20 protein-coding genes are annotated in these 22,585 nt (G+C 46.3%); 9 read left to right on the forward strand and 11 right to left on the reverse strand.

Features of this window, described 5'->3' with window-relative positions:
* Window positions 1-110: 110 nt before the first annotated feature.
* From K2Q13_RS09315 to K2Q13_RS09335, 5 genes are all read right to left on the reverse strand, one after another.
* Entirely contained in the window at window positions 111-362 is a 252-nt protein-coding gene (locus K2Q13_RS09315) for a hypothetical protein (RefSeq protein WP_292920789.1), read from the reverse strand.
* Window positions 359-721: a hypothetical protein gene (locus K2Q13_RS09320; protein WP_292920790.1), complete on the reverse strand. Its 363-nt coding sequence runs from the start codon at window positions 719-721 to the stop codon at window positions 359-361. The genes K2Q13_RS09315 and K2Q13_RS09320 overlap by 4 nt, the downstream gene beginning before the upstream one ends.
* 106 nt (window positions 722-827) lie before the next feature.
* A complete protein-coding gene (locus K2Q13_RS09325) occupies window positions 828-1,049 on the reverse strand; it encodes a hypothetical protein (protein WP_292920791.1) in 222 nt (73 codons plus the stop codon).
* A gap of 342 nt (window positions 1,050-1,391) precedes the next feature.
* Entirely contained in the window at window positions 1,392-2,456 is a 1,065-nt protein-coding gene (locus K2Q13_RS09330; RefSeq protein ID WP_292920792.1) for a metal-dependent hydrolase, read from the reverse strand.
* A gap of 9 nt (window positions 2,457-2,465) precedes the next feature.
* Complete coding sequence (locus K2Q13_RS09335; protein WP_292920793.1) at window positions 2,466-3,176, reverse strand: TetR/AcrR family transcriptional regulator; 711 nt, start codon at window positions 3,174-3,176, stop codon at window positions 2,466-2,468.
* A 107-nt stretch (window positions 3,177-3,283) separates the two neighbouring features.
* On the opposite strand from K2Q13_RS09335, the gene K2Q13_RS09340 reads away from it, so the two are divergent.
* The 6 genes from K2Q13_RS09340 to K2Q13_RS09365 all read left to right on the forward strand — a co-directional run bounded on the left by K2Q13_RS09340 (window position 3,284) and on the right by K2Q13_RS09365 (window position 9,573).
* Window positions 3,284-3,706, forward strand: a complete 423-nt coding sequence (locus K2Q13_RS09340; RefSeq protein WP_292920794.1) for a HipA domain-containing protein — start codon at window positions 3,284-3,286, stop codon at window positions 3,704-3,706.
* Complete coding sequence (locus K2Q13_RS09345) at window positions 3,703-4,140, forward strand: GNAT family N-acetyltransferase (protein WP_292920795.1); 438 nt, start codon at window positions 3,703-3,705, stop codon at window positions 4,138-4,140. The genes K2Q13_RS09340 and K2Q13_RS09345 overlap by 4 nt, the downstream gene beginning before the upstream one ends.
* 574 nt (window positions 4,141-4,714) lie before the next feature.
* Window positions 4,715-5,323: a MotA/TolQ/ExbB proton channel family protein gene (locus tag K2Q13_RS09350; protein WP_292920796.1), complete on the forward strand. Its 609-nt coding sequence runs from the start codon at window positions 4,715-4,717 to the stop codon at window positions 5,321-5,323.
* 595 nt (window positions 5,324-5,918) lie between these two features.
* Entirely contained in the window at window positions 5,919-6,728 is an 810-nt protein-coding gene (locus K2Q13_RS09355; protein ID WP_292920797.1) for a VacJ family lipoprotein, read from the forward strand.
* Between the two features lie 122 nt (window positions 6,729-6,850).
* A complete protein-coding gene (gene shc / locus K2Q13_RS09360) occupies window positions 6,851-8,854 on the forward strand; it encodes a squalene--hopene cyclase (protein WP_292920798.1) in 2,004 nt (667 codons plus the stop codon).
* Entirely contained in the window at window positions 8,845-9,573 is a 729-nt protein-coding gene (locus K2Q13_RS09365; protein WP_292920799.1) for a phosphorylase, read from the forward strand. Before shc ends, K2Q13_RS09365 begins: the two co-directional genes overlap by 10 nt.
* Window position 9,574: 1 nt before the next feature.
* On the opposite strand, the gene K2Q13_RS09370 is transcribed toward K2Q13_RS09365, so the two are convergent.
* From K2Q13_RS09370 to K2Q13_RS09395, 6 genes are all read right to left on the reverse strand, one after another.
* Window positions 9,575-11,347: an ABC transporter transmembrane domain-containing protein gene (locus K2Q13_RS09370; RefSeq protein ID WP_292920800.1), complete on the reverse strand. Its 1,773-nt coding sequence runs from the start codon at window positions 11,345-11,347 to the stop codon at window positions 9,575-9,577.
* Window positions 11,348-11,698: 351 nt separating this feature from the next.
* Window positions 11,699-13,126, reverse strand: coding sequence for a calcium-binding protein (locus tag K2Q13_RS09375; protein WP_292920801.1), 1,428 nt, complete (start codon window positions 13,124-13,126; stop codon window positions 11,699-11,701).
* A gap of 323 nt (window positions 13,127-13,449) precedes the next feature.
* Window positions 13,450-14,487 carry a calcium-binding protein gene (locus tag K2Q13_RS09380; RefSeq protein WP_292920802.1) on the reverse strand — a complete coding sequence of 346 codons (1,038 nt, stop codon included), beginning with the start codon at window positions 14,485-14,487 and terminating at the stop codon, window positions 13,450-13,452.
* A 323-nt stretch (window positions 14,488-14,810) separates the two neighbouring features.
* Window positions 14,811-16,238: a calcium-binding protein gene (locus K2Q13_RS09385; RefSeq protein WP_292920803.1), complete on the reverse strand. Its 1,428-nt coding sequence runs from the start codon at window positions 16,236-16,238 to the stop codon at window positions 14,811-14,813.
* A 350-nt stretch (window positions 16,239-16,588) separates the two neighbouring features.
* Window positions 16,589-17,119: a toxin-activating lysine-acyltransferase gene (locus tag K2Q13_RS09390; RefSeq protein WP_292920804.1), complete on the reverse strand. Its 531-nt coding sequence runs from the start codon at window positions 17,117-17,119 to the stop codon at window positions 16,589-16,591.
* A 41-nt stretch (window positions 17,120-17,160) separates the two neighbouring features.
* A complete protein-coding gene (locus K2Q13_RS09395; protein ID WP_013646895.1) occupies window positions 17,161-17,442 on the reverse strand; it encodes a peptidylprolyl isomerase in 282 nt (93 codons plus the stop codon).
* 279 nt (window positions 17,443-17,721) lie between these two features.
* On the opposite strand from K2Q13_RS09395, the gene K2Q13_RS09400 reads away from it, so the two are divergent.
* The 3 genes from K2Q13_RS09400 to K2Q13_RS09410 are packed head-to-tail and all read left to right on the forward strand — an operon-like array spanning window position 17,722 to window position 22,027.
* Window positions 17,722-18,387, forward strand: a complete 666-nt coding sequence (locus K2Q13_RS09400; protein ID WP_292920805.1) for an ABC transporter ATP-binding protein — start codon at window positions 17,722-17,724, stop codon at window positions 18,385-18,387.
* Entirely contained in the window at window positions 18,384-20,933 is a 2,550-nt protein-coding gene (locus K2Q13_RS09405) for an ABC transporter permease (protein ID WP_292920806.1), read from the forward strand. Before K2Q13_RS09400 ends, K2Q13_RS09405 begins: the two co-directional genes overlap by 4 nt.
* Window positions 20,933-22,027 (forward strand): carotenoid 1,2-hydratase, encoded by a 1,095-nt coding sequence (locus K2Q13_RS09410; RefSeq protein ID WP_292920807.1) that lies wholly within the window; start codon window positions 20,933-20,935, stop codon window positions 22,025-22,027. Before K2Q13_RS09405 ends, K2Q13_RS09410 begins: the two co-directional genes overlap by 1 nt.
* Window positions 22,028-22,585: the final 558 nt, after the last annotated feature.

A 22,585-nucleotide genomic window follows, 5' to 3' on the forward strand; every position in this document is an offset into this window, starting at 1 on the left:
TTGGAAATATTCCACCGGCGGAATTTGAAATGGCATATTATCGCCAATTGGAAGGGTCAGCTGATGCTGCCTGACTCAAACTAAAAAGTCTCCGGAAAAGCCGGGCCGATTCAGTCGAGAAGAACATAACCTTCCTGTGGTCCTTCTTTGCGTCCCATATCAGAAATTATAACTGCGAACTTGTTGGTCTTGAGAATATCAAGGGCCTCATTAGTGGAAAGAGCCAAAGAGAATTCAACACCTTGTGCTTGGAATGCTTGACGTTCATAAACGTTATTCTCTGGGCGATCATCGACCCATAAACCCCGGCTTTTCCGCTCTCTTGTTATTTGTCTTCTACTAGCATTAGAAACAATATTCACAATCTCTCGAAGTTGGGATTCAGGTAATCCCCCTCATGCCCAGGTTGTTTGGCGGTTGCGGCAGCGGGGGATGCAACGGATGCCATTTGGGGTTTCATGAAATTATCTTCATTTTTAAAATCAGAAGGTCCATAAAGTTTATTGTGATGATTGGCAACAAGCCAAAGAAATCCGCAAAATACTATTACTGGGAAGAAAACCATGAAGTAGACCAGGGGTGTGATGTGCTCTGAGATTCCTTGCTCCAAACCCACAGCAAGTGATGCAAATCCGTACACAAGCACTATAAAAAGCGCAATTATTCCTAACGGACTCTTTGTAAAGCCTTTCGCTGATTCTGTAAATTTATCTGTATCCATAATGATGTTGTTACAAAAATATTCGCAATTAAGTTGTAGCAATTCAGACTTGATCTTGCAGTTTCGCTGGCATGCAGCGGTTTCATGTGCCTTGTTCTCTTTGATACTACTGACTAGTATTGTGCTTCTCAACTTGGTTTTTCAATGTTGATATGGTGCGTTGTGACTCAAGCAATTCATTTTTTAAAGCTGCTAATTCAGTCTTTAAGTCATTGTGCGCAGCTTTAGTTGCAATTAGTGCAGCCTCTAATTTCTTGGCTTCAAACGATGGCGTGAAGAATGGAATTATTACTAATAGTGCAGTAGCAATTGCAACGATTGCAGTCAAGCCAATCAGTTACTTGGTCAGCTTTTCGTTAATCATTGCATTGCGTACGGTGATGACCGCATGGACAAATGCTTCTTCACTTTGTAGGGCGCTTGGATTTTTATTTAATCTGTCCAAAACTTCATTCAGACTGGCTTTCAGATATTCGTCGGTGGTTGGGTTTTTTTTTTATCGGCAAATGTGTTCATTGCATCATGTGCGTCTTATAAGTGTAACTATATTTATTAAAGTCATTGATGTAGCGTTAGTTCTGATGGTTTCTGTCACTAATTGTAGTCATTATAAATTTTTCGTTGATGACTGGGTAAAGTTTGAGTGATTGATGGCATCGGATAAACAGACTCAATCAATATAGAATAAACCACGTCGCCGCACCATCTGCCAGTCAGAAAGATCGTCCTGACGACATACGCCGTAACGAAAAGAAGGCGGCAACTCCGGGAATTTGAAGCGTAGGTCGTAGAACCAGATACACAAGCCCAGTTCAGAAGTGTCGGTGCGCTCCAGTATTGGAAATTGGGCAAAGACGCGGAAAGACTCAAAAGCAGGACTAAGCCACGCTTCACGGATGCGTGTTCTAGTGGTTGAATTGCCGCCGAACTGTTGTTGAATGTGCCAATTGTTTTCCAAAATGGGGCGATAAGCTGCTGTCATTTTTGACAGCAGCCAGGTTGCTTGGTGTTGCCCTTGGGATTGGTGCAAATTCATATCGGCAAGGTGGTAAGTTTCATCGTGCTGGACGATAATTTTCCAGTGAAACGGCGACAACGGTTGTGGCAACACGGTGATGTGTGCTTTTGGCAGAGCTTGGGCATCGGTATAACGGATGGCGATTTCGACAGCTTGCTGGTGCAGAGTCCATAAAAAAAATACATATCCGCACAAACTTGCCAACGCTGTGATGGCCGCGACTCGTTGTCGTGGATAGCGCCACGAAATGATCAGACCGACAATGATGATCAGGCTAAACCAAGGATCGATGACAAATACCAGTGGCAGTGAAAAACGTTCGGTGGAAAAAGGTGCGAACAGCATCAGTCCATACGAAGTGATGTAGTCTTCCGCGATATGAATGGTAATGCCGAGGCATGCGGGAAGGAAAAACAGTTTCCAGGTATAGTCTCTTTGAGTAAACCAAGAAAACAGCCAGGCCAATAGCCATGCCCATAGCGGCAACAGAATCAGCGAGTGCGTCGGACCCTGGTGCCAATTCAGATATGTAAGCGTGTCGATCAGACGGAGCGCAAAATCTACATCCGGAAACGCAGCTGCGGCAAAGCCGGCGGCAATTTGCAAGCGCAATGGTAATGCAATGTTTTGCTCCGATTGTGATTGCGACGAAATTCGAGTTCGTGCTGCAATCCGAGCCAATAGGGCGCCGCTTAAAGCGTGCGTGAGCGGGTCCATAGTCTAAGATCAGCCGGACTTGGCATGCATTCTAGGTGCAATCGGTTCCGTTAGTGGAGAGGATTCGGTTTTTGTGAAAATTTCAGGAGCAGGCTCAGATTGCTCGGCGGAATCGACCGTGGCTTCATTACGCGGAGCACCATAAATCCTATGATCCAGCGATTCAGCCAGCAGCAATTTGTGCTCCAGAAAATCGCGTGTGCGTTGTGAATTTTCTGATGCATCCTGCATCCAGTAAGTAAACGTTGCTAAGTAAATCGTGGTCAGCGCGGTTTCTTCCAGTGCGCGGCGCACAAACGTGGCCTCGCGTTGCGCGGCTTCGCGCATCCATTGTACCGTGCGGCTGATGCGCATGATGGCGGGAATCTGGATGTGCAAATGACCGGGCTCCAGTTTGGCACCGATCATTTGTCGCGTAACCTTGCGGTGAGTAACTAATGCATCCAGCCAAGTCATGATGAGATGCTGCAAGCGTTCACGTGGCGATAACGATAGGAATATCACGGTTTCCGATGCTTTGAGCATTTGGCCGTCAGCCCTGTCAAACCAGGCATCAACCAAATCTTCTTTCTCACGGAAATAAAGACGAATATCATCCAGAGAAATATTCAATTGAGTAGCGACATCAAACAAGCGTACTGCTTCCCAGGATGAACATTCGGCGATGGCAACGGCCGTATCCACGATCGTGTCGCGTAACTCAGGCTTGCTTTTTTTCATCTTGATCCTCCGCATGGTATTGGTAGGAGCGGCGTAATTTGATTGCCATTTTCACTATAACATACAAGGAATCGTCAGAAAAATGGTAAATTAAGAAGAAATCCGAGGTGATTCAACATCAACTTGCGATTTCCCGTGGTCTTGCCACGGAGTTGTTTATTGTTGTCGCGCACAATCAAGATGATCATGCGAAAAATATTGCTTTCCTGATGGATAAACAAGGTATGCGGTCATTAGCATCGGCTTTTGATGTTACTTACGGTTATCAACCTGCTGGATCTTGGACTTCTATGCATCAAGTGACACTAAATGGCATGCGAGATGGATTCGAATTAGCTGATTTTATCGCGGTTGAAAAGATAGCCGGTCTGAAACGTGGACAAATGAAAGCGATTCTGCATGACGTGCAGCAAGTGGTGTTGCGCTGGCAGGATTACGCCGATGCTGCGAGCGTGAACGAGGATCGTCGTGAAAAGATCCAGAATGCCTTGCGGTTGGAATCTTTTCTAATGCAGGTTAATTTACAATGAGTATCCGGATACGGTCCGTTCGAGATTCTGATTATCAGTGGTTACTTGAGTTGCACCATACCGTGTACCGTGACCTTATCACACAAGAGTTCGGCTATTGGGATAATGACGAGGAATTGGGTTTGTTCAAGAATTCATGGGAATCGAAACAAATCGAAATTCTTTTGCAGAATGATAGACCTGTCGGCATGTTTATCGCCGTTACGCATGCGGATCATCTGTGGTTAGATGAGATTCAGATTGATCCTCATTATCAGAATCAAGGCATTGGCACTGAAGTGATTGGGAGACTGATTGCCAGAGCACGCGCGCGTCATTTTCCGTTGCGCTTGCGAGTTCTGCATGCTAACCAAAGGGCTTGCCGGCTTTATCAGAGATTGGGTTTTCTTCGGATTGACAGAGCAGAGCATCACCATCTGATGGAAATAAAATGAGATTTTTGTGGGAAGGTCACCTGTTGTGATTGTTGAATTCGTTTTTGGTGATTTCTTATATTGAAATTGCCTGGTATGCGGCAGATACTCATTTCATTGGGAGATATCGCGTATAACCCACAGTAGTAATGAGATGTTTTGTTTGAGTAATTGCTGGTGTTTTAGTTTGTTGCTGACTGACAGTGCCTTATGCGCAAGGTAGTGTTGAGAAATAGATTCTTTTTGATAATGGGCAAGCGCTGAAATGAATTGTCGGATCTGAAAGAAAGCAGGGTATTAATGTGGGAGAATACTGTAATTGGTGTGTAACATGCTGTTTATTAATATTTATATTTGAGATCAATAAATAATCAAGTTAGAAAAGATGTTTGGATTTGGTTACTTAATTTCCCTTTTTGTAATATACGCACAGACTTATCCACAGAAATTGTGGATAGAAAATGGATTGTTAAAATTGCATGATCAAGATACAGTGCGTGCCGGATTAACTGCTTAGTAATATTATATGTAAATCAGGTAATATAGCAGGTTACAGAATAATACCTGGATCTAAAGTGAGTGAGGAGAGTATCGCGTGTTATCTTTAATTCAAGCTGCGGGTTGGCCAATTTGGCCGATCATAATTGCTTCCATAGTTGCCTTGGCCATTATCGGAGAACGGATGTGGACATTGCGTTTGACTGTCGTTGCGCCGAAAGAGTTGTTACCCCGGGTGTTAAGTGAATATAAGCGCAGTGGTGTTAATCCCGAAATGCTTGCGCGTTTGCAAATGCATTCTCCATTGGGGCAAATTCTTGCAGCCGGGCTGAGAAATGTTAAAAGTACACGTGAGGTAATGAAGGAATCGATTGAAGAATCAGGCCGGGTGATTGTGCATGATTTGAGTCGTTACCTGACTACATTAGGAACCATTGCTGCCTTGAGCCCATTGATGGGTTTGTTTGGTACATTGGTGGGTATGATTGAAATCTTCGGATCAAATTCTCCGACTGGTAGCAACCCGGCGCAGCTTGCTTACGGGATTTCAGTTGCGCTATATAATGCTGCATTTGGAATACTTGTGGCCATTCCCAGCATGATTTTTTATCGCCACTTCAGGGCAAGGGTTGATGATTTTGTGATAGAAATGGAATTGCAAGCGTTAAAATTGGTAGAGATTGTGCATGGAGAAAGAGAAGGTTGAGTTTTTCCTTGGCCGCGAATTTGGTGGTCAGGAGATATTCGAGATGCATGTTCCTATGCTGCGCAGAATGTTAAAAAACTTTGTCATTGCTCGGCAAATTCCAATTTATAAGCACGGATTAAAAGTGACTTTAATACCTCGCTGCTTGCGGCGGGGTGCTTTATTCTTTTAATCTTTTAAAATTTGCAGGGACACGAGCAATTTTTAGCTGCAGTAACAAATCATGATCCTGAGGCAGTAGTGTATACTGCGGCTCAATTATTTTTACTGAAAATTTACGCTGAAACAGACGGCTTGACACGATACGGTAGAACGCATAGGAAGTCAGATGTTAGGCGTTTGTTTTGCTGCCAATCCGGATAAAATATTGCGGAAGGGATTGTCGAGTGATGCCATTTTGGTATTCATTTTTTCTTTGGCGCGCTATGAAATGTTTTTTGATAATCCAAAGCAGCAGTGCTTGGTTTGTCGTAAAATTTGATCTGCTAGGCAATGCCGGTGAAATCAGATAGCGTTGAATCAGGGATTGATGAGCCTGTTACATGGTATTTGACCTTACTGAAGAAAACATGAAAATTGGCTGTATTACAAGTAAATGAATGAGAATTCTGAAACCTTGAGAAATATTAATTATCGTTATTTGATTTTTATTATATTTTTTTTCTGCTTGGCAGTCTTGCAAGGGTGCGCGACAACACCAAAAAATAGTGATGAAGATATTGATCCGACTGATCCGCATGAGAAAATTAATCGTGCTTCTTATGATTTTACGGATAGAGTCGATCGGGCTATCTTTGAGCCCGTTGTGAATGTTTATGCTGATTATGTACCCAGTGCTGCACAGCGATCCATTGGAAATTTCTATGATAACTTGGCATATCCGAATGTTGCCCTAAATTCTTTTTTACAAGGGAAGGTGAAACAGGGTGCTGGAGATACGTTACGCTTTATTATAAACTCAACGATTGGTATGGCCGGACTTTTTGATATGGCGACCCACATGGGGTTGCAAAAACATGATGAGGATTTCGGTCAGACGTTAGGTGTATGGGGAGTTAATCCAGGTTCTTATTTATTTGTTCCGCTACTGGGGCCGAGTAGTGAACGTGATGTAACCAATATTCCAGTGGGTCTTGTTACTAATGTGCTTTTTTACGCTGGTCTTGCGATAGGTACGTACTTTGCTGCGCCGCTTACCCTCCTGGGTGCTATCGACAAACGTGCGCGTTTAATTGGTCCGATGCAGATTCGGGATGAGGCGGCATTGGATCCATACTTATTTGTACGTGAAGCATCCATGCAACAGCGTGAATTCCTGATACATGATGGCAAACTGCCCCTAGACCTTTATTATGATCCTTTTCAGGATAATCCATTTGATAACGATGTGAAGATTAAGAAATAATGTTCTTGATTTTATTTTGCTTCATTAGGCATCGAGTATCCGAACAATCATGCAACCGATTGTGTTAATGAAATACACCTCATTATTTTAAATATTTAATAGATATAAATGCTTAGGAGTATATGGACGGATTACAGAGAATATTGGATATATCGCAGCAGCAGGGTGGGTTTACTGTGAATGATGAAGTGCCATCATCGTATTCAGTGCCCAGTCTGAGTCAGGATGAAATCAATGTCGATGAGCTGGAAAATAAGTTTACCCAAGCTCGTTCGGCCATATTGTCATTACAGAAATCCGATGGACATTGGTGTTTTCCGCTTGAGGCGGATTGTACAATTCCAGCAGAGTATATTCTGATGATGCACTTCATGGACGAGGTCGATGTCATTCTGGAGAATAAAATTGCTCGTTTTATTCGTGAAAAACAGGATCTGACCCATGGTGGATGGCCATTGTATTTTGGCGGTGCATTTGATATCAGCTGCACCATTAAATCTTACTATGCCTTGAAGCTGGTGGGCGATTCTCCTGATGCAACGCACATGGTACGTGCCCGGGAAGCTATTCTGGAGCGTGGCGGTGCGGCCAAGGCCAATGTTTTTACTCGATTGCTGTTAGCCATGTATGAGCAGATTCCTTGGAGCGGCGTGCCGGTTGTGCCCTCGGAATTAGTATTGCTGCCGAGTTGGTTTCCATTTCATATCAGCAAGGTCTCATACTGGTCGCGCGCTGTAATGATACCGCTATCCATTTTGTGCACGATCAAGGCACGTGCGATCAATCCGCGTAATGTAAATATCGATGAATTATTTGCTGTGCCGCCGGAACAGGAAAAGAATTATTTTCCGCAAGCGGACACTCTGTTGAAGCGCGCTTTTATGTTGGTCGAACGGGTTTTGTCACGTGTTGAACCCAAGCTTCCCCAATCTATACGTCAATATTCTATACGCAAAGCGGAAAATTGGACGCTTGAGCGTCTGAATGGTGAGTGTGGAATTGGTGCTATTTTCCCTGCAATGGTCAACGCGCATGAATCACTGGCATTGCTGGGCTATGCGTATGACCATCCCAATCGAGTGCAATGTCGTAATGCGTTACGTGGGTTATTAATTGATGAAGGGGAGCGTGCTTGGTGTCAGCCCTGTACCTCACCAGTTTGGGACACGGTATTGACAAGTTTGGCATTGCAGGAAGATTCAACGACAGATCAGGAGCCTGTGTTAAAAGCATTGGATTGGTTAGTTGAGCAACAGGTTTTGGATGAGCCGGGTGATTGGCGCGACAAACAGCCTAATTTGCTAGGGGGAGGCTGGGCATTTCAATACGCCAATCCGCATTATCCAGATCTTGATGACACCGCGGCTGTAGCTTGGGCGTTGGATCAAGGCGATGCGCAGCGTTACCAGAAATCCTTGGATCGCGCAGCCGATTGGCTAGCAGGCATGCAATCACGTAATGGTGGTTTCGCAGCCTTCGATATTGATAATACCTATCACTATTTGAATGAAATTCCTTTTGCCGATCACGGTGCGTTGATTGATCCACCCACCAGTGATGTGACGGCGCGTTGTGTTGGTTTCCTGGCAAAATATGGGAAGCACCAGCGTGAAGTTTGGCGTGGTATCAGTTTTTTGCTGCGGGAGCAGGAGAAGAGCGGGTCTTGGTTCGGACGCTGGGGTACCAATTATATTTATGGTACGTGGTCAGTGTTGGAAGCCTTCCAGCTGGCCGAGTTTGATATGCAGCACGCATCGGTGCGGCGTGCCGTGAAATGGTTAGAATCCGTGCAGAGAGCTGATGGCGGTTGGGGTGAAACGAACGATTCCTATCTGGATGCACAGCTGGCCGGACAACTTCCCGAGACCAGCACGGCATTTCAAACCGCCTGGGCCGTGTTGGGCTTGATGGCGGCCGGTGAAGTTAATAGTGTGTCGGTACGTAGAGGGATCAATTACTTGCTGCGTAATCAAGAGGATGATCATTTGTGGGAGGATCCTTGGTTTACCGCCCCCGGTTTCCCGCGAGTTTTTTATCTTCGCTATCACGGATATTCAAAATTCTTTCCGATTTGGGCCTTGGCGCGTTACCGTGCACTGACCAGAACAGTATCCGTATGTATGTAACCGGTTTGGTGACAGCTTTAAGAGCTGAAGCCAGTTGTGTATCATCGATGAGCATTCCGTTCAACGAAATGATGCAAATCAATGATCACGCTGTTTTGTGGCTCAGTGGCATGGGCGCAGAAGCAGCACGAACAGCGGCGGAGGGATTGCTGAGGCAGGGTGTCACCGCATTGGCAAGTTATGGTGTTGCCGGCGCATTGGATCCCCGTTTAAAGCCAGGTGATTTGGTGTTGCCGGGGGCTATTATTCATTCCGCTGATCAGTTACCCGTAAATATGACTTGGCGCGATAGACTGCAACGATTACTGCCGACGGATATTACTGTCATTAACGGTGTAATGACTGACAGTGCGGTACCTGTAACAGACGAAAATGCAAAAATGGATTTGGCTCGTTTCACAGGTGCTTGTGCGGTGGATATGGAGAGTGGTGCAATTGCAGCGGTAGCCGCGAAAGCAGGTATTCCTTTTGTCGCCGTGCGTGCTATTGTTGATCCGGTTCAATTTTCACCTCCGCAAGCATTGCTTAGTGCAGTATATCCTGATGGAGGGGTGAATCCGCTGCGCCTAATGGCGCTATTGCTGAAACGCTCAGTGCATTTGCGCGCGCTCATGCAGATGGGAATCGGTATGCACGCAGCGCGCAAAACATTATCACGAGTGATTCAATCTGCGGGTGTCGGTCTGGATAGTCAGGAAACTGATAGATCGGTAGCATAGATCATATTCTTTCGTGTGGCTGTAGCTGCAATGCTGCCAGCCGTGCGTATAAAGGGCTTGATTGCAGCAATTCGGTATGCGTTCCCAACGCATCCAAATGACCATGGTCGAGCACCGCAATCCGGTCGGCGGATTGCACGGTAGACAAACGATGGGCAATAACCAACGTAGTGCGATTGCGCATCAGATGCTGCAATGCTTGCTGCACCCAAAACTCACTTTGTGCATCCAACGCACTAGTGGCTTCATCCAGTAACAGAATCGGTGTGTCGGCCAATAGCGCGCGTGCGATCGCTAGTCGTTGTTTCTGGCCACCCGATAAGCCTAATCCCGAATCCCCCAAATGTGTTTGATAGCCTTGTGGCAGCATGCAAATGAAGTCGTGCGCGTAGGCTGCTTTGGCAGCTGCTTCGACTTCGGCATCGGTGGCTGCGGGGCGGGCGTAGCGAAGATTCTCGCTGATGGTGCCGTAAAATAGCACCGGATTCTGCGCTACTAGGGCAAAGCAGTGCCTTAGTGCAAAAAGATCTAGATGTCGGATATCAATGCCTTCCAGCTTGATACTGCCGGATTGGCAATCAAAAAAACGTAGCAATAGGTCAAACAGCGTGGATTTTCCTGCGCCGGAAGGACCCACCAGCGCCAACGTTTCGCCTGCACGGATCGTTAATGACAGTTGGTTGATAGCTAACACCTCGGGACGAGAAGGATAGGCAAAGCACAAGTTATCGATGACAATATTTCCAGATACTTCTGGTAACGGGTGGAGTTTTTCAGGCGATTGAATCAGATTCGGTGCTAGTAATAGCTCGATCGTCCGTTCGGCGGCACCAGCGGCGCGCTGCAATTCGCCAATAACTTCCGAAATGGAGGCAACGGCTGAACCGACGATAACACTATAGAAAACAAAAGCGGCCAATTCACCAGCGCTGATGTGACCTTCGATTACGTCCATGCCACCGACCCATAGCATTAGCCCGACAGCACCGAGTACCAGAACAATGACAATGGTGATCAGTAACGCGCGTTGCGTGGTGCGTTGCTTGGCAACCGCAAAAGCTGCTTCGACTTGATCATGAAATGAGTGTTGATCAATGGGTTGATGATTATAAGCCTGCACGGTTTTAATTTGTCCGAGCACTTCGCCGACATAAGCGCCGACCGCAGCAACTTTGTCCTGGCTTTGACGTGATAAATGTCGTACCCGGCGACCATAAATCAGAATGGGTGCTACGACCAGCGGCACACATATCATCACCAGCACAGTAAGTTTGGCATTGGTGATAAATAGCCAAATAATGCCGCCTACCATCATAATCAAATTACGCAGCGCGAATGAAACGGAAGACCCGATCACGCTTTGTAGTAACGTCATATCAGCGGTCAGGCGCGATTGAATTTCGAGGCTGCGGTTTTGCTCAAAAAATCCGGGATGCAGGTGGATCAAGTGGTTGAATACTTTGCGGCGAATATCGGCAATGACTCGTTCACCCAGCCAGGTGACCCAGTAATAGCGGGTGAATGTGCCCGCAGCTAAGGCAATCACCAGCAGCAGAAATATTCCCACATATTGACTCAGCAGCTCTTTCGATTGCGTCGCAAATCCTTGATCTATCAGCAAGCGAATGCCCTGACCAATCGACAACGTAATGGTGGCTGTGAATAACAAAGCCAATAAGCTGTAGACGACCTGATGCTTGTAGGGTGCAATAAAATCTGCTGCCATTTTGATTGCCTGCCAGCGTGTTTGCGCACCTTTCTGAGAATTTTCCATAGATTGTTAATTGTTTTTCAAAGAGAGAAGGTTATTGCACGCAATCAGTATTTCACCAAGAAATGATGGAACTTGCTGGGTTAATTGCTGAGATCTCGGTGTAATTGTTGATGCAACTCAGAGTGACGTTGCATAAAGGAAATTTTCTGGTTTCACAAAAAATGACTTGCGAGAGTAGATTGAGATTTATAATTGTAACAAATGAGAAATGGAATTACTAACTTGCTGGTTAATAGCAATGGAACCAAACTTTATAGTCGACTGAAATGGCAGTGAAGTGCTAGAGAATTCAGTAGAAGCAAGAAAATAATTGGGGCTGTTGGAGGATTCAACAGCCCCAAATCAATTTAGTTAGAGTACAAAATCGGCAGCAGCGAGTACGTGAAGTCCATTTAATTGGATTTCCATATCGACGACTAAATTGCCATCACCTTCAAACTCTGCCTGGACAATGGTCATGTTATTGACAGCATCTTGAAAATATCGGACTTCACCACCACCGGCGAAATTACCCGTACCTTTGAAAATGAACGCATTATCAGCACCACCACTCACAGCATCGATGGATGACAGGTCAATTTTATCAACCCCGGAGGTAAAACCATTGATGACATCTCGATTAGCACCGACAGCGCTTTCACTCAGCGCATTGTAGTCGAAAGTATCGTTGCCGCCACCACCAGACATCACATCCCTGCCGTCACCGCCGGTCAAGGTATCTTGCCCTAATCCACCAAAAATGATGTCATTGCCGTCCTGACCCAGAATCGTATCGTTACCATTTGCGCCATCTAGGGTATCCGCGCCACCGCCGCCTTTAATGGTGTTGTTGGAGGCATTGCCGGTGACATTGTCATTGCCATTGCCCATATAGGTATTTTCGAAACCGATATAGCTTTCACCGCCAAAGTTTGTCAGTCCGGTTGTCATATTGAATACATAGTTGCCATTAAAGACCGTATGATCAATGGTATCGACGCCTGTTCCGCCATTCATGGTTTCACCACCAAGACCTGACTTCATGAAATCATTACCTGCATCACCGTTATAGGTTCCGCCGTCGCCATCGGAGGTGATCGTGTCATTACCGGCGCCGCCATTTAGCGTATCTACGCCTCCGCCGCCTTCCAGGGTGTCGTTACCTGCGTTGCCAAAGATCGTGTTGTTAGCATTATTGCCGGTTACGGTATCATTGCCTGCGCCCATTATGGCGGTTTCGAAATTGATATAGCTTTCACCGCCAAAGTTTGTCAGTCCGGTCGCCATATTGAATACATAATCTCCGTTAAAGACCGTATGGTTAATGGTATCGACACCGCTACCGCCATCCATGGTTTCGCTACCAAGTCCTGAAAACATCAGATCATTGCCTGCATCACCATTATAGGTGCCGCCATCTCCATCGGAGAGAATGTTGTCGTTGCCACCACCTCCGTTCAATTGATCGACACCGGCATTTCCTCGTAATATATCGTTGCCAAAGCCACCAAATATGATGTCGTTACCATCATCTCCATTGATTGTGTCGTTGTCTGCACCGCCGTCGATGGTGTCATCGCCGCTACCACCATTTAGTATATCGTTGCCGCCGTTGCCGGTGATGTTATCGTTGCCACTGCCGCCAAAAACGGTATCAGGACCGCCCGCGCTGCTGATGGTATCGTTGCCGCCAAAACCATTAATGGTGTCGGCGAGTTGGGTTGCAAATCCGGAAACTCCGGGTGAGATGAGCGCAAACGAAATTGTGTCATTACCATTTGTTCCAGTGATATTAGCCATTTTGACTCCCCTTAAAATAGATGAATTGATTTGTTGATTAGTTGATGGATTAAGAACATCAAGTGTCAGGTTACTAAATATTATCTATTCCGCCTGTGAGAAAAATCACAGAAATGGAAAGATTGCTAGCTTGAATATTGCGAGAAAAGACTCTTGTGTAATTTTCCTGCGGTGGTTAGATAACTAACTAGATATAATCGGATAAAAGATGATTGGAGTCAGAGATGGGGATAAGTTTGGGATCAATAGGACTGCCGTGTGTTGCGAGAATTACCAAGGCTGCTGAAGGATTCAACAGCCCCAAATCAACTTTCTAGTAGGTATTAAAGTACAAAATCGGCAGCAGCGAGTACGTGAAGTCCATTTAATTGGATTTCCATATCGACAACTAAATTACCATCGCCTTCAAACTCTGCTTGAACAATGGTTCTGTTATTTGCAGCATCCTGAAAGTATCGGACTTCACCACCACCGGTGAAACTATTCGTGCCTCTGAAAATGAATGCATTATCAGTACCACCACTCACAGCATCGATAGTCGACAGGTCAATTTTATCAACCCCGGGAGTGAAACTATTGATGACGTCTCGATTAGCGCCGACAGCGCTTTCACTCAGCGCATTGTAGTCGAAAGTATCGTTACCACCACCGCCAGACATTACATCCCTGCCAGAACCTCCGATCAAGGTATCTTGCCCTAATCCACCAAAAATGATGTCATTGCCATCCTGACCGTAGAGCCAATCGTTACCATTTGCACCATCCAGAGTATCCGCGCCACCACCACCTTTAATGGTGTTGTTGGAGGTATTGCCGGTGACATTGTCATTGCCATTGCCCATATAGGTATTCTCGAAACCGATAAAGCTTTCACCGCCAAAGTTTGTCAGCCCGGTTAGCATGTTAAACTCATAATCTCCGCCAAACCATTGATGATCAATGGTATCGACCCCGGTACCACCATTCATGGTTTCGGGACCGTCGCCTGAAAACATCAGATCATCTCCCTCATCACCGTTATAGGTTCCACCGTCACCATCGGAGGTAATCGTGTCATTGCCGGAATCGCCATTTAGCGTATCTACACCACTGCCACCTTCCAGGGTGTCATTACCTGCGCCGCCAAATAGGGTGTCGTTACCATTATCTCCATTGATTGTGTCGTTGCCTAGGCCGCCATAGATGGCGTCATCGCCATTGCCGCCAAAAACCTTATCAGGGCCACCCGCACTGCTGATAATATCGTTGCCGCCGAAGCCCCAAATAGTATCGGCTAAATCTGTTGGAAAAGTGGGTATTCCCGGTGAGATGAATGCTGTCGTAATGATGTCATTACGATTTGTTCCAGTGATATTAGCCATTTTGACTCTCCTTAAAATAGATGAATTGATTTGTTGATCAGTTGACGGATTAAGAACATCAAGTGTCAGGTTACTAAATATTATCTATTCCGCCTGTGAGAAAAATCACAGAAATGGAAAGATTGCTAGCTTGAATATTGCGAGAAAAGACTCTTGTGTAATTTTCCTGCGGTGGTTAGATAACTAACTAGATATAATCGGATAAAAGATGATTGGAGTCAGAGATGGGGATAAGTTTGGGATCAATAGGACTGCCGTGTGTTGCGAGAATTACCAAGGCTGCTGAAGGATTCAACAGCCCCAAATCAACTTTCTAGTAGGTATTAAAGTACAAAATCGGCAGCAGCGAGTACGTGAAGTCCATTTAATTGGATTTCCATATCGACAACTAAATTACCATCGCCTTCAAACTCTGCTTGAACAATGGTTCTGTTATTTGCAGCATCCTGAAAGTATCGGACTTCACCACCACCGGTGAAACTATTCGTGCCTCTGAAAATGAATGCATTATCAGCACCACCATTCACGGCATCGATGGATGACAAGTCAATATTGTCAATTCCGGGAATAAAACCATTGATGACATCCCGATTAGCGCCGACAGCACTTTCGCTGAGTACGTTAAAGTCAAAAGTATCGTTGCCGCCACCGCCGGACATTACATCCCTGCCGTTGCCACCGATCAAGGTATCGTGTCCTGATCCACCAAAAATGATGTCATTGCCGTTCTGACCTAGGATCGTATCGTTACCATTGGCACCATTCAGAGTATCCGCGCCACCCCCGCCTTTGATAGTGTTGGCAGCGTTATTACCAGTGACATTGTCATTGCCATTGCCCATAAAGGCATTCTCGAAATTGGTGAAGCTTTCACCGCCAAAGTTTGTCAGGCCGGTCGCCATGTTGAACACATAGTTGCCATTAAAGACGCTATGGTCAATGGTATCGACGCCCGGCCCACCATTCATGGTTTCGGGCCCCAAACCTGATTTCATGAAATCATTGCCCACATCACCATTATAGATGCCGCCATCGCCATCGGAGGTAATCGTGTCATTGCCTGCTCCGCCGAATAGCCTGTCTACACCACCGCCACCTTCCAAGGTGTCATTGCCTGCTCCGCCAAAGATCGTATTGGCAGCATTATTTCCGGTCACGGTATCATCGCCCCCACCCATTCTGGCGACTTCGAAATTGGTGAAGCTTTCTCCGCCAAAGTTTGTCAGTCCGGTTGCCATGTTGAACTCATAGTTTCCATTAAAGATTCTATGATCAATGGTGTCGACGCCCGGTCCACCATTCATGGTCTCTGGGCCCAGACCTGATCTCATATAATCATTACCTGCATCACCGTTATAGGTGCCACCATCGCCATCGGAGAGGATGTTGTCGTTGCCGCCCCCGCCGTTCAGTTGGTCGACACCGGCATTTCCTCGCAATATATCCCTGCCAAAGCCGCCAAATAAGACGTCGTTGCCGCCACCCCCATTGATTGTGTCATTGTTTGCCCCGCCGTCGATGGTGTCGTTGCCGCCATTGCCGTTAAGCGTGTCGTTACCACCGTTGCCATTGATGGTGTCGGCACCCGGGCCGCCAAAAACAGTATCGGGGCCGCCAGCGCTGCTGATAGTATCGTTGCCGCCGAAGCCCCTAACAGTATCGGCTGATTGTGTTGGAAAGTTGGATACCCCAGGTGAGGTGAATGCAACCGAAATGAAGTCATTATTAGCTGTTCCATTGACTATAGCCATTTTGAATCTCCTTGAAATTAAAGATTAGAATTGAAGATAAATCTCCTTAAAGATTGATAAATTGTCATTAAAAAGATGAAGATCATCCAGTTTAGATGAGGATCATCAGGTACTAGATTACTCAATACTGACTATGTTGACTGTGAGAAAAATCACAACGCTGAAACGATTTCCAGCTTCTTCATTATGGGATAATTTGCGGTTAGAATACAACCCTAAGTGGTTAGGTTGTTTGGTAATATACTGTTAATAATGGGAAAAAAATATTTATTCTCCTGGTTCTGTCAGTAGAAGTATATTTTTGTGCCTTGAGGGGAATTCTATGCCAATGCGGCTAAAGCATGCTCAAGCTATTGAGAAGTTGGAATGTTGAATTTCTCACTGGATTGGGCGGTACGAATATGCGCATCGACGAAAGCATTGACGCTGAGGCGTCCGGGGCGGGCACGACCATCTGGATAATGGCGTTTAAAATAGATCATTTTTTGAGCGCGTCCGATCTTGCGTAAGCGTTCGAGGAGTACGTGCGTGACATCGTTCGATTCCGATGCCCAAGCATTGATCAGCAGGATCTCACCAGCTCTGCTATCTTCGAAGGAAAGTTCGCCTTGCTCCGCGAGCCACATTTCACCCTTTTCTTGCGTGGTCAGTGCCCAGCCGAGAAATCCGACAATGTGCCCATTGTCGGATGCGATCAAATAGTGACCGCGGTTAATTTGTCCAACCAGTATACGGGACCAGTGCCCGAACGGCAGGCGTGCGAATGCTGGTTTGGTCATCAAATAACTGACTGCGAATCCAAGTGCTTGCGCAGGGTTGATTCCCGTCAAAAGACGAGTCTTGGAAGTATCAATTTGTGTTGTTGATGATCTATCCGGCATCTTCTGATTTTGGTAGTACGCGTTGAATTACGCTGTAGATTCTAATCGCTGCGTTGCGTCACTTCCAGCAGATGATAGCCAAACTGTGTTTTAACCGGGCCTTGCACTTCACCGACAGGAGCGCTAAAGACGACGGTATCGAATTCCTGCACCATTTGTCCGCGGCCGAATTCGCCCAGTTCCCCGCCTTGCTTTCCGGATGGGCATAATGAGTGCTCCTGAGCCAGTGTGCCAAAATCAGCGCCACTTTCTATTTCTGCTTTCAAGTTGTTACATTGCTCTTCGGTTTTAACCAAAATATGACGTGCGCTGGCTCGTGCCATGATTTTTCTCCTATTTTTAGCGGATTCTTCCAGAAATTCCAACGCTTTCACAATGCTGCATTATTTAAAAACTTCTTGAGTAATATAAAAATATATGCAGCGAAACTATTTCCTGTGCGCGTCTTGCTTGATTCAGGATTTTGGATTTCCAGAAGTGTCTTCGATTAATTAATTATCGTGGTACATTTAAAGCATACCTTGGTCGGGCGATACATGCACTGGTTTTTTGCAGTTTTGCCGGCCATCTATTTTGAATGAATTACCGGGGTATTATTGAATATGCTGGAGTTACGCAACATTACTAAAGGTTATGCCGAAGATCGGAAGGTACTGGCTAATTTGAGCTACACGCTGAGTGCGGGTGAGTACGTCGCGATTATGGGTGAATCGGGCGTGGGCAAGTCAACTTTGTTGAACCTGATTGCTGGTTTGGATGCGCCGGATTTCGGTGAAATCTGTATTGATGGGGTTGCCATTTCATCCATGCAAGATGATGCCGCGACGCAATTGCGGCGCGAACAGTTTGGTTTTGTCTTTCAGGCGTTTCACGTCTTGCCGCATTTGACATTGGCACAGAATATCGCGTTGCCACTGATGTTGAATAATATGGCAACGGATTGCGTGGATCAGATGCTGGGGCAAGTAGGATTGCACGGTCGCGGGCACCACTTTCCACGCCAGTTGTCCGGCGGCGAATTGCAGCGAGTGGCCATTGCACGTGCATTGATCCATCGGCCCAAATTGGTTCTTGCAGATGAGCCGACGGGTAATCTTGACCCGGACACCGCCCATGAAATTCTTCAGTTGATGCGCAGGGAAATCAAAGCGAATGGTGCGACTGGCATTATTGTGACGCACTCTCATGTGGCAGCTGCAACGGCGGACAGGGTGTTGAATTTGACCAAGGATGGATTGCGCCCGGTGCAGCCAGAGCACAAGCCATGAAAGCGGCATCGATATTCCGCTGGATGCTGGTCAGTGAATGGCGCGCGCATATCATGCAGATAGTCGTTGCGCTCATTGCTATTGCCATCGGGGTTGCTATGGCATATTCAATTCATTTGATTAACAGTGCTGCTGTTAATGAATTTTCCGCGGCCAGTAAGAGTCTTTCCGGACAATCAGATTTGCAGGTGCGTGCAAAAAAAGCATTCTTTGATGAGGCGCTTTATCCTGTGCTGGCTAGGCATCCAGGTGTTGCATTAGCGAACCCTGTCCTGGAATTGGATGTGAGGGTGCCGGGAAAGCAGCAGAGCAGAAATGATCACAAGCTGAAAATCATCGGCATTGATCCATTCCGGGCGGCGCAAATTTCTCCCGATTTGCTGGGGTTACCGGAAGAAGGAAAAACGCTGGATCGTATAGCCAGCGATACGATATTCCTATCTCCTGCTGCAATGGAATGGTTGCAGGTTGAGCAAGGTGATGCGTTGCAATTACAGGCTGGATTGCAAACAATCATGCTGCGTGTGGCGGGTGGTTTGGTGCGTGCGCGTGCAGGTCAACGCTTAGCGGTGATGGATATTGGTGCAGCTCAGTGGCGCTTTGAACAGATCGGACGATTGTCACGGATCGAATTGAAACTCAAAGAAGGCGTGAATCACGCAGCATTTAAAGCCCAGCTGGCTGAGGAATTAGGTGAATCCTATTGGGTTATGGAAGCAGCAGATCAGGAAACGCGGATTGCCAATATGTCGCGTGCTTATCGTATTAATCTGAATATGTTGGCGCTGGTGGCTCTATTTACGGGTACATTCCTGGTATTTTCCACGCAGGCTTTATCAGTGATCCGACGGCGTCAACAATTTGCGTTGTTGCGTGTGCTGGGTTTCACGCGGCAACAATTGTTGCGCCAGATCGTCACTGAAGGCGGATTTCTGGGGATAATAGGATCGGTACTGGGACTGGGTTTGGGTTATGCCGTTGCAGCGACGGCAATCCAGTTTTTTGGGGGGGATTTAGGGGCAAATTTTTTTCCGGGTGTTAAACCGAGTATTTTTCTTGACCCCTGGGATGCTTTGATATTTTTTGCAATAGGTCTAAGCGTGACGTTGCTGGGAAGCATCGCGCCCGCATTGGAGGCAGTTCGTGCTAAGCCTGCATTGGCCTTGCGATCCGGCGCTGAAGATGCGGCCATGGCAAAATTGTCTACACCGTGGTTTGCGGTGATTTGTTTATCGCTTGCACTGCTGTTTACGCAATTGCCTCCCGTTTTCGAGCTGCCGGTATTTGGTTATCTCGCGATTGCATTATTGTTGATGGGTGGTATCGCCTTGATGCCTCGATTTGCAGCGTGGGTATTTTCTTTTTTGTTGAGCCGGTTAAGCCATGTTTGGATCGGCGCTGTTGTTACATTGGTGCTGGCTCGATTGGCGAATACGCCGAATCAGGCTGCAATTGCATTGGGCGGCATATTGGCCAGTTTTAGCCTGATGGTAGCAATGGCGATTATGGTGACAAGTTTTCGCATATCAATCGACAATTGGCTTGGGCATGTATTGCCGGCCGATTTGTACGTGCACACTACTGTCATCGGTGATCAGGGCGGTTTTCAATCCGATGCGCAAAATGCGATTATTTCGTTGCCAGAATCTGATCGAGTGGAATTCTTTCGAACCCAAAAGATGACGCTTGATGTTAATCGTCCGGATATCACTTTGTTTGCTCGGCCTGTGGATAAAATGAATCCACGCAATACGCTGCCGCTGACGGATGATGTGATTGCGCCAGGATCATTGCCTGAAGATGCAATTCCTGTCTGGGTATCTGAAGCGATGGTTGATTTATATGGTTATCGGGTGGGTGAAAGTGTGATTCTGCCGGTTGGTACTGCATCCGGAGAATTTCTGGTTGCCGGGGTGTGGCGTGATTATGGCCGCCAGTTTGGTGCGATACAGATGCAGCTGGCGGATTATCAGCGATTGACAGGAGATTTGAGCGTCAATAATGTGGCGTTGTGGTTGCAAGCTGACGTGACATCGGATGCGGCCATTGCGAGTTTGCGACAATTGCCGTTTGGTGCCGCACTTGAAATATCGAGATCAAGTGACATGCGGGCTTTGAGTCTGGAGATTTTTGATCGAAGTTTTGCGGTGACTTATTTACTGGAAATAGTGGCGGTGATTATTGGATTGCTGGGTGTAGCGGCCAGTTTCTCTGCGCAAATACTGGCGCGCGCCAAGGAATTTGGCATGTTGCGACATATCGGTGTAATGCGTCGGCAGATTCTTGTCATGCTGGCCGCTGAAGGTGGATTGTTGACTGGGCTTGGTGTTGTGTTGGGGTTTGTGCTGGGGTGGAGTATCAGTCTGATTCTGGTTTTTATCGTCAATCCACAGTCCTTTCATTGGACCATGCAACTGCATATGCCGTGGAGCTGGTTATTGGCGATTGCCATCATTATGTTGGTTTCTGCGGCATTGACAGCCCTGGTTTTCGGGCGCAAAGCAGTTTCTGGTCAGGTTATTCGCGTTGTACGGGAGGATTGGTAATGAAATGGAACAAATTTGGCAGCGGTTTTATCGTTTTTGTCATGTTGTTTTTTAGTTTGCTCGTCACCATAGTATATGCCGAATCGAATCGATTAAAACCGGTTACGCCTGATTACAAGCTTTCCTTCCCAATGGATTATGGCGCACATCATGATTTTCACCACGAATGGTGGTATATCACTGGTTGGCTGGAAACAGAAGATAACAAGCCATTGGGTTTTCAGGTTACTTTTTTTCGTTATGCCACTGACCATAATCACGATAATCCCAGCCATTTTGCTGCAAAGCACTTAATTATCGCGCACTTGGCTTTATCTGATCCTGCGGTCGGTAAATTGATGCATGTCGAAAGAACTGCGCGCGAGGGTTTTGATCTGGCCTATGCCAAACAAGGTAATACCGATGTTAAATTGGACGATTGGACATTGATACGAGAGGAGGATGGCCGCTATCATGTGGATATGCAAGCCAGCGATTTTGGTTTGCAATTGTCATTAACACCCACGCAAAGCTTAATGCTGCAAGATATGAACGGTTTTTCCCGTAAAGGCCCAAAGCCAGAGCAAGCCAGTTATTACTACAGCGAGCCGCATTTGAATGTAACTGGTACAGTATTCAGACAAAACAAACCAGTCGCTGTTAATGGACGTGCTTGGCTGGATCATGAATGGTCGACCGCCTTTCTGGATCCTGATGCCGATGGGTGGGATTGGGTGGGCGCCAACCTGGATGATGGTTCAGCGTTGATGGCGTTCCAAATACGAGCGAAGCAAGGTGGGAAAATATGGGCGTATGCGGCATTGCGCGATGCTGAGGGAAATATGACTTTGTTTGATCCGGATCAAGTGGAATTTACGCCGATACGTACCTGGCGATCACCGCATACAGAGGCGGTTTATCCGGTTGCCATGCATATTCGTACCGGTGAGATTGAGTGGCGGCTTACGCCATTGTTGGACGATCAGGAGCTGGATTCGCGCCAATCGACCGCAGCGGTTTATTGGGAAGGTGCTGTGATGCTAACCAAGGATGATAAGCCGGCAGGGCGCGGCTATCTTGAGTTGACGGGCTACGTGAGGCCTTTGAGATTGTGATCTTAACGGGCTGTTAGCATACGTCCGATAACCGGAAAAGATATTGTCAATCATGCGATTTTCTGGTAAATAATAAAGCGCACTTAATTTCAATACTTTCATTGTTGTTAAATGTGAGTTAGAATTCAACGGCGCAGTAATCTAAGTGGTACAAGATGATTGCGAATAAATTACTCGGCTCCACACATAAAGATCGCTGTAGCAGTGAATCTGAGGGGCGGAGATAAGATTCACGATTACAAAATTTTGTGATTGTGTGAGCAAGGGGGGTCGATAATTTATCGGCTTTAAATCTAAATCAAAGAAAGAATGTACCTTAAATAAGGAGATAAATTATGAGCGAAGTCAACAGAAGAGAAACAGATGCGCAAGTTCTGAGATTGTTCTTCATCTCAGTGGCTGTTTTTATTGTTATCGGAGCAATTGTATACGGCGTATTCTAGACTGAGAAGCTTGTCACTGCCCATAATGTGACTTATGTTTTTTAGTTTTTTATAGAAACTTAATTCCTCACAGTATTTGAGTAATAGGGCGGTGTCAGTCAGTACTATCCAGTAA

The organism is Nitrosomonas sp., from assembly GCF_019752095.1.
Classification (GTDB): domain Bacteria; phylum Pseudomonadota; class Gammaproteobacteria; order Burkholderiales; family Nitrosomonadaceae; genus Nitrosomonas.